We start from the raw sequence: 14,292 nt of genomic DNA, 5'->3' as shown, positions 1-14,292 counted from the left end.
ATATATGAGACAATCATTATGGATTTTGATAATCATGGCTATTGTAGGATGTGGCCATGTAAATTTAAGTCATAGCGGAAATACCGAAGTTTTCGTGGAGGACACTCTGTCGGAACAAAACATACCGTTGGACACTATAATTCATTCGGACAATTGGATAAAGGAAATTGAAAAGTTTGGAGTGCAACCAAATAAGATAGCTCTGCTTAACACATCCAAAAGCCTTATAAATAATCCGGACAGTGCAATAACGTTGTTATGTCAGATATTCGGAACATCGGAGGTTCAATCTTTTAAAATGAATTCCAAAGGCAGTAACGTAAGGGAAATACTTGAAATGCACGATATGGTTTACGAAAACGACGAGTATAACATTGATACGGTTATCAATATCGGGCAGGGCCTTAAACTGTACGTTAATAGCATTCCGCGAAGTAAACATTCGTTAACTGCTAAAATATCTATAAAATGTTTTCCTGAAAGTATTTATTATATCAATTTCGTTTGCTATATAAAAACAGCAGATGATATTCCAGTGAAAGAACTGGACCTATTTGTAAAACGTCAAGACAAGCGGTTTACTCCGATATCATACAAATATCTGTCTTCAGTACAATTGAATGATATAAAATGGCACGAACGGGAATTGTGTGTCCCATTGAGGAAAGAAGAAAAAAAGCGTGTCGCATCAATAAATGTTGACACGATATCCTGTCCTGAAAATTGGGAGGAAGAGCTTGACCGCTTCTATGAAAACGGGAGTTGGTTCAGACAATTTAATAACGAAAGTACGATTATAAGTAATCCTCAGACAGTTATAGATTCGTCAAAAGCGATACTGACTTCCGATACTGTGCTGAACTCAAATATACCGGGTTGGGGCAATCTTACATTATTATCAGCTTTAAAGCAGTACTATATAACATATTACACCGGTATATATGACAGGTCAGAGGCAATAACATTACCTTCAGGGATAAAATTATATCTCAACAAATATCCCGACGAACAAATTAACAGTAATAGATTGATACTTGAACTAAAAAAATTCCCATGCAATATATACTATATGAATTTACTTTGGAAAAACCGTTATAATCAGAAGTCATCTGGTGAATATGATATATTTGTGAAAAAAGAAGGGGCCAAATATCTTCCTGTAAAAATCGCATATATTGAACATTAGATTTCTATGTCTAATTAAGTACAAGTAAAATGTATTACTTAAATAACAAACATAATTATCCTATACCAAAGTGGTCTTCTTTAGCAATGCCGCCGTTTAAAAACGATGGCGGAACCGACAACTATGACGAGGACGGCTACGACGCCAACGGCAACATGGTGCGCGATGACAACCGGGGCATAGTCCACGTAGACCAACCCTATAAAGGCATATCCTAATACACTAAAAAATTTAACTAAATCATGGAACGTAAAAAAAGAACTTTGAGACTAATCGGAATTGTATTCTTTATCTTCACAAATATGGAGTTATTGGGTAAGTGCATCATATTAACCACAGATGAAGTCGGGCTATGTGATTATATGAATCTACTGTTAATCGAGACTTTGATAGAGGATAATCGAATGGATTTTGTTGCGCAGCCTCAATACGAAAATTATAAAAAAGGTGAATATGTTCCTAATTTCGGCCAAAGTATGATTGGTTTCTCATTTAATCCAATACAATACGATTGGAGTAGGCAATCAGACAAAAAAGAAGATATTATTGATTTTATAAATGGATGGATGTCAAAGGTAAAAAAGAAAAGACTTGAGAATGCAGAGGAGTGGTATAATAGAACAATTGCGCGTAAAAAATCGCGGACACTTCCCCAAAAAACATAATATCATCTATACTCATATAGTAACTGTAATATGAAGTGTGTCAACTACGCAACGATGAAAACAATAGCTGGGCATCTGGTTAAAGCACTTCCTTACACATTAAAAAATATAATTAAATTATGGGAACCAAAAAAAATAACATTAGACTAATAGTAATTATATTTTTTTTAATATCACTTTTAACGTATTAGGGAAAAGTTTTATATTTACAGGTGATGACTCCGGCATGAGTGACTATATGAACTTGCTCTTAATTGAGACGCTGATAGAGGATGGGAAAATGAATATCGTGGAAACGGTTTTATCCACACCGGAAGCCAATATCTGTTTCAAAGGTTCCTTGAATTATGGATACGTTAGAATACACCGATTCGAAAAGGAAGGTCTGGATTTAGAAATATCTGATTCAGATATATGCAGATGGCAAAAAATATTGACGCAAAAATATAATTGTGCAGATACTGTTTATATCTTTGCTGACCACTATAATTATGCGAAATATAAAAAGAATGTGCAAGATCCGGATTTTGGACTCAGCAATATCATCTTTTCGTTTAAGTCAATAAAATATGATTGGGAGAAATATCAGAATAAAAAAGATGGTATCATCAATTTTATAAAATCATGGATGATTGATATTCGAAATAGGAGGCCGGAAAATATCGAATCAGAATATAACCAATGGGACTAAGCTAAGAAATATATTCAGTTTTTATAGCAGTTTACTGTAAGAAATATTCCTTAGACGCTCATTTATTTTTAAATTTACAAAAAATAGATAATAAGTGTCAGATTGTCCGGGTTCGAAAATATTCCGGAAAAATTTCAATCAACTATTACCCTCTTAAAAATAGTTAGTTTATGGAAAAGATATTGATATTTTTAGTCATGATTATTTCAAGTGTTAATAGCTTTGGACAGCAATTTGAATACACACTTGACGAAAGAGCACTTATGAACCGATATTTTGCTATAATGGCACAGGCATTCATCAATCTTGGAGATGAAGATGTATTACAGGCATTGTTTGAACCATGTGAGCCTAGTATTGAAATAAGGTGTCGCCTTTCTAAGAAAGAAGGCCTTAAATTAGTCAATGTCAGGTTTAGACACTTTGACAAAGTTCCGGATAAATATAAACAGAAAGATTGGTATAATATTCTGGGCCTTGACTGTAAAGAACAGATTATAAGGAATATCTCTGACAATAACGATAAGAGACATGCCTCTGCAAGAGACAGTATCGTAGGATCATGGTTTGATGAAATAAAACGTATAACAATGAATCATGATACAATATATTGTATCGCAACATATGAATGGATACGATTTAAGAAAGAATATGTTGATACGCATTTTGATAATCATATTGTGCCTTATACTGTCCATCCGTTACGCAGTGAGGAATTCAAAGATGTTTATCGAAATAATCGATTGAATATTAAAAAGTTACAGCAGTGGATAAATAAAACTTTTGCTAATAAGCCAAAACGTGTTGTTTTCCAGAATCATGAACCATAATTATCGCATGAACACTCCATATGGCTACCACGACAATGGGTAATTTACAATTATTGGGAGCAACTATACTTCACGATTATACCGACAAAAAATGCATTCAGGTCGTTAAAAAATTTCAGTAATCATTACAATTTGTATGGAGTATCTATTTTTGACATATAACATTGAAATTGATACTTAAGACAGCATAATTGGATATATAGCATAAGTAATGCAACTTATTCGTAAATATAGTTTGGATAACGGTATAGAATTTAATGAATAAATATATGAGATATATCATTGTTGAGTTCAGCACATAAAAACGACGAAACATGATGAAAAATCATGGCAGATTGTTTGGAAAATCCAACAATAACCGCTACCTTTGTGTTATAAGATAAACGGCAAGAGAGCCGGATTGAAAGTATTACCACATCAAAGTTGATTGGGAAACTCATCAATTACTTATGAAATACCGAGACAAGCTTAGTCAACCGATGGCGGGCCCCAATCGTCCTTTTGGGCGATGGCATTTATGCCCAAGGCGGATTACAAAGGTCGGCGAGCGCTCAAATCCTGTCATTCGGAGTTTCATCGCATCCTTTGGTGTGGTCCTATAACAAAAGAGTCATCGCCGCAAGACGATGGCTCTTCTGTTTTTCGGTGCTGCTCTATCTCGCAATTACAGCGGATTGCAATGGAACTAATTGCAATACTGACTTCAAAGCAACAAAAGAAACGCAAGCATGATTCATAAAAATTACCGAAAATCTTTTTTATTACGTACATTTGCCGTAACTTTGAATGACAAATGCACTTATGGAGGCGTTGCTTTACATAGTCATCCGCGGAATTGCGATAGGCGTCCTGATTTCAGCTCCGATGGGGCCGATAGGCATGCTTGTTATCCAACGTACTCTCAATAAAGGACGTTGGCCCGCTTTTTTCACGGGTATCGGAGCTTCACTGAGTGACTTGATATATTGCCTGTTGACCGGTCTGGGACTGTCATTCATAACTGATATTATCGAGAAGAATCAGCTGCTTCTTCAGATTACCGGATCAATCGTCATAGCTGCATTTGCATTCTATCTGTTTCGGAAAAATCCCGCACGTGCGCTTACTACTCCGGTAGATTCGCCCAACACTTACTGGACCGACTTCGTAACAGGATTTCTGCTTACATTTGCCAATCCTCTCATATTATTTTTCATAATAGGCCTTTTCGCCCGCTTCAATTTTCTTCTACCCGAATTTCGCTACTACCATTATATATCGGGGTATATGGCTATATTCGGCGGTGCGTTGTTATGGTGGTTAACAATAACGTTTTTTGTAAACAAAGTGCGCTCGCATTTTAATGTCAGATCATTATGGCTCATAAACCGCATCATCGGAAGCATATTGTTTATAATGGCGATTATAGGACTTATTATGGGTATTAAAGACTTATAGACTATGAAGACAAATCTTGAGAAACTTAATGTCCCGTATATAGAAGCAATCCACGGGTCTGACGCCGATGACGTGATAAACAAGCTCGAAGAGCTGGGTGAAAGACGTACCATTGACTCCATCGGCTGGAAAAATGAATTTCCCTATCACCCTCTTACTACATTTTCTGTGGCGCACTCTGACAAATCATTATATATAGATTTTTTTGTACGCAGCAACTATCTCCGCGCCATGAATTATGAGACCAATTCCGCGGTATATGAAGACTCTGCCGTCGGCTTCTTTCTTCAGCCGCATACCGGTTCTTCTACATATTACTCATTCATGTTCAACTGTATCGGTACTGTAAGCGGTGAGATATGCCGCGAGGGACATAAGCCGCAACAATTGCCCAAAGAACATCTTGACCGCATAATCAGATTCGCATCATGCGGCACAAGACCTTTCCGCGAGCTTGAAGGCCTCTTTACGTGGAATGTCGTGGCAGAACTTCCGCTCGACATTATCGGCATTAAATATGAAGGGCACCCTATAATGATGAAAGGAAATTTTTATAAATGCGCCTCTGGGACCCAGCAACCACATTTTCTGTCATGGCAACCGGTAAAATCGGATCATCCCGATTTTCATCGTCCTGAATTTTTCGGAGATATAGAACTTGATTAGACCTTTTAGTTTTTATAATTATTAAATATATTATATGATGAAATTATTAGTAGCATTGTTGCTTGCCGTCGTATGCACATACAACATGTCGGCCCAGTCGCTTGACGACCTTAAAAATTTACTCAAGGGAAGCATGAAAAATACCGAACAGTCATCTGAAGGTTCATCGTCGCTCGGCGGCACACTTGGATCGATTCTCGGAAACGTGCTCGGAAACGACAAAATCACACCGGCAGACCTCGTCGGTTCGTGGAAATACAGTGCTCCCGCTGTTACATTCAAGAGCGATAATATGCTTAAGAAGGCAGGAGGTGCAGCGGCATCAGCCACTATAGAAAACAAACTAAAGCCATACTATACACGGGCCGGAGTAGACCATATCGTACTGACGGTAAACAATGACAGCACATTTACAATGAAATTTGCGAAAGGTTCATTGTCAGGCACATTGGCCCAAGGAGAGCCCGGCTTCATTCAGTTTAAATTTAAAGCGATGAAGAAGATAAATCTGGGCACTATCAACGGAGCGGTGTCAAAAGTCGGCAATCAGATAAGCGTAACTTTTGACATATCGAAACTTATGACGCTCGTCAACCGTATAGCATCAATATCGGGCAACTCCACTCTAAAAGGTGTAAACTCTATGTTGCAGAGTTATGACGGCATGCAGGCGGGATTCAGAATGACAAAAACCGCTTCCGAAAATTAAATTTATCGTTATTACAGACAAAAGGAGTTGGAAACAGCACTGTTTTCAACTCCTTTTTTAGGTCAGCAGCAAAATCCCGCAAAGATGTCATAATACAATAATAGTACTTTATTTTGAACTTTATCATCACTGCCACATCTACAAGACGAGACATACCCATTTAGCAATATTTAATATCTGTATATCGGGGGAAATCAATAAATTTGTAAAACTATGGAAAAAGTATTTTCAAAAATCGTCATAATTATAATCACAACATTGACTTTATTGTTGGCTGTAAGCGGATGCAAGACATCCAAGCAGGCGGCAAAACCTGTCCATAAGGATACTCCGACAAAATTGCCCGCCACAATAAAGAACCTCGAAGGCGATGAAAAGCGGCTTGTGAACGAAGCACTGACTTGGCTCGGAACGCCATATAAATACGGCGGTCAGGACTATTCGGGTACTGACTGTTCGGGACTAACGATGAAAGTCTATCAAAAAGCTCTCGGTGTGGCAATACCCCGCAACTCAGGCGAGCAACAGAAATTCTGTAAATCCATACATCGCAATTCATTAAATGCCGGCGACCTTGTGTTTTTCTGCACAGGCAAAGATAAAAAACGTGTTTCTCATGTCGGACTCTATATAGGTGGCGGCCAATTTGTACATGCTTCTACCCGTAAAGGAGTTATAATAAGCGACCTGTCGGAGCGATATTATACATCGACCTATCACTCGTCAGGACAGGTAAAACGGAAAGGACTCAAATCACGTAAAGATATGCCTGAACAGCCCATGCCAGAAATAAAGAAGAAAAAAACGCATCGGGCACCCCAGACCAAGAAACCGGAAACAGAGCCATTGCGTTTTGATCTCGACGAAGCCATAGAGGAAAAAATAGATTCAATCTACAGTTCTTTTCTTGACTGATTCCGTAGCGAAATACCATGGATGATGTATGACAGGCACTATACCTTCACGACCTTCGTTGCCTATATAACGGCGTGCGGTTATTATTTGTCCGGCACTTTCCGGTAAAGAGCGCTTTACCCTGCCGGCTGACTCTATACAGTATCCGTCACCCTCATATACGGCCACATGATTTATACGACCCGTCTGGGGATTTCCAAAAAATATAAGATCGGCTTTTTTTAATGAATCCATATCTACGGTAGTTCCCACCAATGCTTGCTGTGACGCATCGCGCGGTATTATGATGCCGGCGCTTAAATATGCGAGTTTTGTAAGCCCTGAACAGTCCATGCCTTTTACAGAAAGGCCGCCCCACATATATGGAGTACCCATACATGCTACAGCGCTCTCAAGTACTTTTTCCGCGACATTGCCGTTATTGAGAGTTTCAAGAGGCGCTACACAATCCTCCCTCACCCAACCGTTGCGGCCGTCAGGTAGTTCTATCTTAAAAAATCCTTTTTTACATATCCGGGCATCTACGACTATATCGCCGGGCACAAGATCGGTAACAGGCTCACTCTTTATATCAGGGCTGCTGTAAGCCTTTATTTCATACGAAGATGTAACCGCGAGACGAGGCGACTTTCGCCATGAATCCATACACCCTTCATCAAGAAATGTCAATGAATTGTCTATTATATATCCCGTATAACCTTCGGGTGTTATCACAGCGCTCCATCCGCAATCCATACGTTGCGTTACCTTCAGCGGAGTACCCATAAGCACCTGTGTGGTCATTTCTGAGCCATGCCGTGTAGTATCGCGCACATTAGCCACCGATATAACGGGAAGAGCCCACTCCTGCGCACCAAGATTCATAAACATTATCAAAGCCGATAGTATAGCAGTCAATCTCATATTGTATATTTATTTTTCATAAAGATATGACTTTTCCATCGACAAACCATATATTATCGGTAAAAACAAAACAAAAACATGAACCAACACCTGAATATCACATTATAATATTATATCAACAAAGACATATAAAAACTATGAAGCATGTAATACTGCTCCGTCACGGACAGAGCAAGTGGAATCTCGAGAACCGCTTCACGGGGTGGACCGATGTAGACCTTACCGAAAAAGGCCGCGAAGAAGCGAAAGAAGCCGGCGGGAAAATACTTAAAGCCGGACTGAAGCCAGAATATTTCTTCACCTCATTTTTAAAACGGGCCATACATACTCTCGAAATAACGGCCGACATACTTGACCGCAGCTGGATACCGGTTATAAAAGACTGGCATCTTAACGAGCGGCACTATGGCGCGCTCCAAGGTTTGAACAAGGCTGAGACTGCGCGTGAATACGGCGAAGAACAGGTACATATATGGCGCAGAAGCTATGATGTGGCTCCTCCGGCGCTTACCCTTGACGACCAACGTTATCCCGGCAACGAAGAACGCTATTCCTGTCTTGCATATGATGAACTCCCGCTTGCAGAATCGCTTAAAGACACAATAGCCCGTGTACGTCCTTGCTGGGCCGAAATCATTGAGCCCCACATACACACCTACGATTCAGTCCTTATTGTAGCACACGGCAATAGTCTGCGCGCTCTTGCCATGATGCTCCTTCATTTGACACCCGACGAGATCATGAAAGTGGAAATTCCGACCGGAGCCCCATGGGTATTTGAGCTCGATGACCGCTTCAGCGTACTTAAAGAATATTATCTATAGACAATAAGGCTGACTGACACATTTCAACAGACTGGAAAGCAGGAAATGGGCATGCACACTCCCGACTTGCATTTTGCTATAATTACAGGCAAAAAACAGCGGTTACACGGTTTTTTATTGGCAAGAGTTTCGTAGTCTCGCGATTTAATCTTAAATTTGCATCATACTCTATAGTAATATCAGACTATATTAACCAATAAATAAATACGTTTAACTTTTTAACATCTAACAAAGCCAATGAAACGAGTTTATACATTCGGCGACGGTAAAGCCGAAGGCAATGCCGAGATGAGAAATCTTCTTGGCGGCAAAGGTGCCAACCTTGCCGAGATGAACCTGTTGGGAATGCCCGTTCCTCCCGGATTTACCATCACCACTGAAGTGTGTACCGAATACACCCAGAAAGGCCGCGATGCAGTAGTAAAACTTATTCAAAAAGAAGTTGAAGATGCCATCGCTCATGTAGAGAGCCTCACGGGAAAAAAATTTGATAATCCTGAAAATCCCCTACTCGTATCTGTTCGCTCCGGTGCACGTGCATCAATGCCCGGTATGATGGATACAGTTCTTAACCTCGGTATGAACGATGCCACTGTAGCATCGCTGGCAGAAAAGAGCGGCAATCCCCGCTTCGCATGGGACAGCTACCGCCGTTTCGTACAGATGTACGGCGACGTCGTGCTCGGCATGAAGCCCAAGAGCAAAGCCGACATCGACCCCTTTGAAGCCATCATGGAAAAGGTTAAGGAAGAAAAAGGCGTGCGCCTTGACACCGAACTTGGTGTTGAAGACCTCCAGAAACTCGTAAAGCTCTTCAAGTCTGCAGTCAAGGACTTTACCGGCAAAGACTTCCCCGACAGCGCATGGGAGCAGCTTTGGGGCGGCATCTGCGCCGTGTTTGACAGCTGGATGAACGAGCGTGCCATACTCTACCGCCGCATGAACCAGATACCCGAAGAATGGGGTACGGCCGTCAACGTACAGGCTATGGTATACGGCAATATGGGCGAAAACTCCGCTACAGGTGTTGCGTTCAGCCGCGACGCTGCCACAGGCGAGAATATGTTCAACGGCGAGTACCTTATCAACGCTCAGGGCGAGGATGTGGTAGCCGGTATACGTACTCCGCAGCAAATCACCGTTGAAGGCTCACGCCGTTGGGCAGCCCTTCAAGGCATCGGCGAAGAAGAACGCGCATCAAAATATCCCTCGCTTCAGGAAACTATGCCCGTATGTGCCGAGGAGCTTATATCAATAGCAAACAAGCTCGAAGACTACTATCGCGACATGCAGGATATGGAATTTACCATTCAGGACGGCAAGCTATGGATGCTACAGACCCGTAACGGCAAACGCACCGGCGCCGCCATGGTAAAGATAGCCATGGATCTCCTCCGCGAAAATAAGATCGACGAAAAGACAGTTCTTATGCGCATGGAGCCCCAGAAGCTCGACGAGCTTCTCCACCCTGTATTTGACAAGTCGGCTCTTAAACGTGCCAATGTCATGGCCAAGGGTCTTCCCGCATCGCCGGGTGCCGCCAGCGGTCAGATAGTATTCTTTGCCGATGAGGCCGAGACTTGGGCTGAAAAGAAGAAGAAAGTCGTTCTCGTACGTATCGAGACTTCACCCGAAGACCTCCGCGGTATGGCTGTGGCTCAGGGTATCCTCACAATGCGCGGCGGTATGACATCGCACGCTGCCGTTGTTGCCCGCGGTATGGGTAAGTGCTGCGTGTCGGGAGCCGGTGAAATCAAGGTTGACTACGCCGCCAAGACAGTCGAAATGGGCGGAAAAGTATATAAGGAAGGCGACTGGATTTCGCTCAACGGTTCCACCGGTGAAGTTTATGACGGACAGGTGCCCACTGCCGAGCCCGAACTCGGTGGCGACTTCGGCGCTATCATGAACCTTGCCGCCAAGTACACCAAGACTCTCGTCCGCACCAACGCCGACACTCCCCGCGACGCCAAGCAGGCTCGTCACTTCGGCGCACAGGGTATAGGTCTCTGCCGTACCGAGCACATGTTCTTCGAAGGCGACCGCATCAAGGCCGTACGTGAAATGATCCTGTCAGGCGACGTAGAAGGCCGCCGCAAGGCTCTTGCCAAGCTCCTTCCGATGCAGCGCAGCGACTTCGAGGGCATCTTCGAGGCTATGGACGGCTATGGAGTCACCATACGTCTTCTCGATCCCCCGTTGCACGAATTTGTACCCCACCAGACAGCGACTCAGAAAGAGCTTGCATCTGAAATGGGACTCACACTTGAAGAAGTAAAAGCAAAGGTAGACAGCCTTGAGGAGTTCAACCCCATGCTTGGTCACCGCGGTTGCCGTCTCGGCATCACATATCCCGAAATCACCGAGATGCAGGCCCGCGCCATCATCGAAGCAGCTCTCAACGTCAAGAACCGCGGCATTTCGGTTCATCCCGAAATCATGATACCCCTTGTAGGTACACTCAAGGAGATACAGAATCAGGCCGACGTCATCAACACCACCGCCGCCAAAGTATTTGAAGAACGCGGCGAGTCAGTACCCTACAAGGTAGGTACTATGATCGAGGTGCCCCGTGCTGCCCTGACAGCCGACCAGATTGCCACCGTAGCCGACTTCTTCTCGTTCGGTACAAACGACCTTACCCAGATGACATTCGGTTACTCACGTGACGATGCTCCCAAGTTCCTCAAGTTCTACAAAGAGCACGGCATCATCAAAACCGACCCGTTTGAAGTACTTGATCAGGAAGGTGTAGGCCAGCTTGTACGCATGGGTGTAGAGAAAGGCCGCGCCACCAAGCCCGAACTCAAAGTAGGTATCTGCGGCGAGCACGGCGGCGAGCCCTCTTCAGTCAAGTTCTGTGCAAAACTCGGCATGAACTACGTAAGCTGCTCACCCTATCGCGTGCCCATCGCCCGCGTTGCGGCGGCGCAGGCAGCCTTAGAGGAATAGGACGTAACTTAACGTAATCCGACACTTAGGCGGTAACACTCCGATTAAAAGGGGCTTACCGCCTATGTTATTTTTAGGAGGACCGTGCATTCTGCATGGTTTGTGAGCAGAATGTGTCGGCAAAACTTACAAAATATGGCATATCATTCTTGTGAGGGACTTACATGAATTTACAAACATAATTACAAACGCAAATGGCAACATTCAAAGCAGTAGTGAGAACTCCGCGAAAAGACGGGTTCTATCAGGTCTATATCCGTGTGGTGCATAACACCAAACCCGGATACATAAAGACCGACAAGATTGTCACCAAACAGACGGTAGACAAACACGGCAATATCAATGACCCTTTCGTGAGCGAGTATTGTGCAAGAATGATATTGCGTTATGCTGACAGGTTAAACCGCAAGGATTGTGCTAAATGGACAGTGCGTCAGATTATCGAGTATGTGACGCAGGACGATGAGGATATATGCTTCAGCGATTATGCGCGGCTGTACATAGACCGTATGGTGGACCGAGGACAGTTGCGTAACGCGAAGAATTACAAGCTTGCTCTGCAACATATGGAGCGGTATTACGGAACGACGAAGATCATGTTCGGGCAGCTGACCGCGCCGCAGGTGAACCGGTGGATCGTGGAACTGGAGCATACACGCCGTGCGAAGGAGATGTACCCGGTGTGCATGAGGCAGGTGTTCAGGGGTGTTATGGATGAGTATAATGACTATGACAACGGCATAATACGCATAAAGACGAATCCGTGGGGCAAGGTGAAGATACCGCAGGCTGACCGGGCGGAGAAGAAGGCGATAAGCCCCGAGGAGTGCAGGGCCTTTTTTGCGGCTCCGCTGCCGGAGAGCCGCATGGTGGATCCATTGCCCGAACTGGGGCGTGATGTGGCGATGATGGTGCTGTGTCTTGCGGGTATGAACACAATCGATATCTACGAGCTGCGGAAGGAGGATTATCATGAGGGGAAGATTTGCTACAGGCGTGCGAAGACTCGGAAGGCGCGCAACGACGAGGCGTACATCGAGATGAGGGTCGAGCCGGTGATAATGCCGCTGATTGAGAAGTATGGCGCGGAGGCCGGCGAGGAGTATCTGCTGAATTTTCATAAGCGGTTTTCGACGGCTGACTCGTTTAACGCGAACGTGAATACGGGAATAAAGCAGCTCTGCAAGAGCATGGGAATGCCGAAAGAGCAGTGGTACAGTGCATACACGTTCCGTCATACTTGGGGAACGGTGGCGCAGAACGACTGCGGGGCGACCATCGCGGAGGTGGCGTTTGCGATGAACCACTCGCACGGCTATACGGTGACGCGGGGGTATCTGCGTATTGATTTCACTCCTGCATGGGAACTGAATGCCAAAGTGATTGACTTTATATTCTTTTCCACGGCGAAGAGTAAGCAGGGGTTGGCCCGTGGAGTGGATGAGCCTGCCGATAAGCTGTTCAGGCTTACAGAAAGGGTGATGGTATATGCACGTGCATACTTCCGCGGAGAGGTGCTGGCGGAGGTGAGCGATATCGGCTTCGGAACCGTTGACGAGGTCATTGCCCGGCTTGCCGGACAGTTGCCGGACACGATACCGGCCGGATGTGCGGTGCAGTTTCGCATCAAGAATGTGGATGCTGACCGTGAGGCGGTCTATGAGCGCACGAAAGGGAAAGGGTTTTAATGGTTTTTGACGTTTGATAATTTATGTCGTATATGTTAATTAAATTCAATTCAACAAATGTGCGTGTAAATATATTTGCATAAATAAAAACAAATGTTTAATTTGCAACATAATCATTACCCCAAAAGCATATTAAAATGAAAACAATCCTTTTTAAAACTTACAAGCTCGCCAAGAGCTACATCGATGAAAACTACCCGGGTCACAATACTGAATTTGCAGAGGTTGACTTTTGGAATGTTGACGAATGTATAGATATGCCTAATTTTTCAGCAACAGACGAAGTCGAGGGTTATAATATTCTTGATAACGATTTCAATACGGTCGAGTGTGTATGCTGGTTGGAAGATGGCGACGAAACATATGTCGTGAAGCGCGGCGATGTGGCCGAGACTTTCAATAATCTCTATGATGCCCAAGCACGATACGAGGAGATTGTGGACACGGGTCTTAAGTACGGAGAAAAGCCATTGTGGGTGACTGCCTCGTGGGACGACGACAAAAAGGAGCTTTTGGACATGTGTCACGAGTCTGCCTCCAACCATTTCCGCAAGGCGGTTGGTGAGCAATTGCGCGCGGCGCGTCAGGCAAAAGGGCTGACACTGCGCGACCTCGCCGATAAATGCGGGCTGGCATTTAATCACATCGGCAGAATTGAGCGGGGCCGGTATAACCTCACAGTAGACACTCTTGCAAAGATTTGTGAGGCACTTGACCTTGACATAAAATTAGCGTGACATTTGTTTTTGATTAATTAACATTGTTTAGCTTAAAAACGGCATGCCTCGAGTATTAACTTTGAGGAGTCGTTTCATGGTATTAGAAA

Annotated in this window: 14 protein-coding genes; 13 read left to right on the top strand and 1 reads right to left on the bottom strand. The window is 43.7% G+C overall.

The window, feature by feature from the left end:
• Positions 1–4 precede the first annotated feature (4 nt).
• From FW767_RS03005 to FW767_RS02970, 9 genes are all read left to right on the top strand, one after another.
• Positions 5–1,186 carry a hypothetical protein gene (locus tag FW767_RS03005; protein ID WP_147438789.1) on the top strand — a complete coding sequence of 394 codons (1,182 nt, stop codon included), beginning with the start codon at positions 5–7 and terminating at the stop codon, positions 1,184–1,186.
• Positions 1,187–1,272: 86 nt separating this feature from the next.
• Positions 1,273–1,404: a hypothetical protein gene (locus FW767_RS13400; RefSeq protein WP_262714002.1), complete on the top strand. Its 132-nt coding sequence runs from the start codon at positions 1,273–1,275 to the stop codon at positions 1,402–1,404.
• 24 nt (positions 1,405–1,428) lie between these two features.
• Complete coding sequence (locus FW767_RS03000) at positions 1,429–1,851, top strand: hypothetical protein (protein WP_147438788.1); 423 nt, start codon at positions 1,429–1,431, stop codon at positions 1,849–1,851.
• 226 nt (positions 1,852–2,077) lie between these two features.
• Positions 2,078–2,542 (top strand): hypothetical protein, encoded by a 465-nt coding sequence (locus tag FW767_RS02995; protein ID WP_121699626.1) that lies wholly within the window; start codon positions 2,078–2,080, stop codon positions 2,540–2,542.
• 170 nt (positions 2,543–2,712) lie between these two features.
• Entirely contained in the window at positions 2,713–3,372 is a 660-nt protein-coding gene (locus FW767_RS02990; RefSeq protein WP_121699625.1) for a hypothetical protein, read from the top strand.
• Positions 3,373–4,158: 786 nt separating this feature from the next.
• Positions 4,159–4,809: a LysE family translocator gene (locus FW767_RS02985; RefSeq protein WP_235898008.1), complete on the top strand. Its 651-nt coding sequence runs from the start codon at positions 4,159–4,161 to the stop codon at positions 4,807–4,809.
• Positions 4,810–4,812: 3 nt separating this feature from the next.
• Complete coding sequence (locus tag FW767_RS02980) at positions 4,813–5,475, top strand: carbohydrate-binding family 9-like protein (protein WP_121700347.1); 663 nt, start codon at positions 4,813–4,815, stop codon at positions 5,473–5,475.
• 34 nt (positions 5,476–5,509) lie between these two features.
• Complete coding sequence (locus FW767_RS02975; RefSeq protein WP_121700348.1) at positions 5,510–6,184, top strand: lipocalin-like domain-containing protein; 675 nt, start codon at positions 5,510–5,512, stop codon at positions 6,182–6,184.
• Between the two features lie 213 nt (positions 6,185–6,397).
• Entirely contained in the window at positions 6,398–7,099 is a 702-nt protein-coding gene (locus FW767_RS02970; RefSeq protein WP_121700349.1) for a C40 family peptidase, read from the top strand.
• On the opposite strand, the gene FW767_RS02965 is transcribed toward FW767_RS02970, so the two are convergent.
• On the bottom strand, positions 7,073–8,002 hold the full coding sequence (locus FW767_RS02965) for an SH3 domain-containing C40 family peptidase (protein WP_121700350.1): 930 nt from the start codon (positions 8,000–8,002) through the stop codon (positions 7,073–7,075). The two genes, FW767_RS02970 and FW767_RS02965, sit on opposite strands and share 27 nt — an antisense overlap.
• A 137-nt stretch (positions 8,003–8,139) precedes the next feature.
• Between FW767_RS02965 and gpmA the strand changes: the two genes are divergently transcribed.
• The 4 genes from gpmA to FW767_RS02945 all read left to right on the top strand — a co-directional run bounded on the left by gpmA (position 8,140) and on the right by FW767_RS02945 (position 14,203).
• Positions 8,140–8,826: a 2,3-diphosphoglycerate-dependent phosphoglycerate mutase gene (gene gpmA, locus FW767_RS02960; protein WP_121700351.1), complete on the top strand. Its 687-nt coding sequence runs from the start codon at positions 8,140–8,142 to the stop codon at positions 8,824–8,826.
• 237 nt (positions 8,827–9,063) lie between these two features.
• Positions 9,064–11,778, top strand: coding sequence for a pyruvate, phosphate dikinase (gene ppdK, locus FW767_RS02955; protein WP_148463998.1), 2,715 nt, complete (start codon positions 9,064–9,066; stop codon positions 11,776–11,778).
• Between the two features lie 194 nt (positions 11,779–11,972).
• The gene (locus tag FW767_RS02950) at positions 11,973–13,466 is read left to right on the top strand and encodes a tyrosine-type recombinase/integrase (protein WP_121699177.1); all 1,494 of its coding nucleotides are present in this window, start codon (positions 11,973–11,975) and stop codon (positions 13,464–13,466) included.
• A gap of 137 nt (positions 13,467–13,603) precedes the next feature.
• Positions 13,604–14,203, top strand: a complete 600-nt coding sequence (locus FW767_RS02945; protein WP_121699178.1) for a helix-turn-helix domain-containing protein — start codon at positions 13,604–13,606, stop codon at positions 14,201–14,203.
• The last annotated feature ends 89 nt before the right edge of the window (positions 14,204–14,292 follow it).

The sequence above is a fragment of the Heminiphilus faecis genome, from assembly GCF_008728965.1.
In the GTDB taxonomy this organism is placed as follows: domain Bacteria; phylum Bacteroidota; class Bacteroidia; order Bacteroidales; family Muribaculaceae; genus Muribaculum; species Muribaculum faecis.
Note: the sequence above shows the minus strand (reverse complement) of the source record. Positions and strands in the feature narration are given on the sequence as shown.

Bases quoted from the DNA above. Each gene is read 5' to 3' on its own strand.
- FW767_RS02965 (WP_121700350.1), bottom strand. From the start codon at position 8,002: ATGAGATTGACTGCTATACTATCGGCTTTGATAATGTTTATGAATCTT.
- FW767_RS13400 (WP_262714002.1), top strand. From the start codon at position 1,273: ATGCCGCCGTTTAAAAACGATGGCGGAACCGACAACTATGACGAGGAC.
- FW767_RS02975 (WP_121700348.1), top strand. From the start codon at position 5,510: ATGATGAAATTATTAGTAGCATTGTTGCTTGCCGTCGTATGCACATAC.
- FW767_RS02995 (WP_121699626.1), top strand. From the start codon at position 2,078: ATGAGTGACTATATGAACTTGCTCTTAATTGAGACGCTGATAGAGGAT.
- FW767_RS02970 (WP_121700349.1), top strand. From the start codon at position 6,398: ATGGAAAAAGTATTTTCAAAAATCGTCATAATTATAATCACAACATTG.
- FW767_RS02950 (WP_121699177.1), top strand. From the start codon at position 11,973: ATGGCAACATTCAAAGCAGTAGTGAGAACTCCGCGAAAAGACGGGTTC.
- FW767_RS02945 (WP_121699178.1), top strand. From the start codon at position 13,604: ATGAAAACAATCCTTTTTAAAACTTACAAGCTCGCCAAGAGCTACATC.
- FW767_RS02985 (WP_235898008.1), top strand. From the start codon at position 4,159: ATGACAAATGCACTTATGGAGGCGTTGCTTTACATAGTCATCCGCGGA.
- FW767_RS02990 (WP_121699625.1), top strand. From the start codon at position 2,713: ATGGAAAAGATATTGATATTTTTAGTCATGATTATTTCAAGTGTTAAT.
- FW767_RS02980 (WP_121700347.1), top strand. From the start codon at position 4,813: ATGAAGACAAATCTTGAGAAACTTAATGTCCCGTATATAGAAGCAATC.
- ppdK (WP_148463998.1), top strand. From the start codon at position 9,064: ATGAAACGAGTTTATACATTCGGCGACGGTAAAGCCGAAGGCAATGCC.
- FW767_RS03000 (WP_147438788.1), top strand. From the start codon at position 1,429: ATGGAACGTAAAAAAAGAACTTTGAGACTAATCGGAATTGTATTCTTT.
- FW767_RS03005 (WP_147438789.1), top strand. From the start codon at position 5: ATGAGACAATCATTATGGATTTTGATAATCATGGCTATTGTAGGATGT.
- gpmA (WP_121700351.1), top strand. From the start codon at position 8,140: ATGAAGCATGTAATACTGCTCCGTCACGGACAGAGCAAGTGGAATCTC.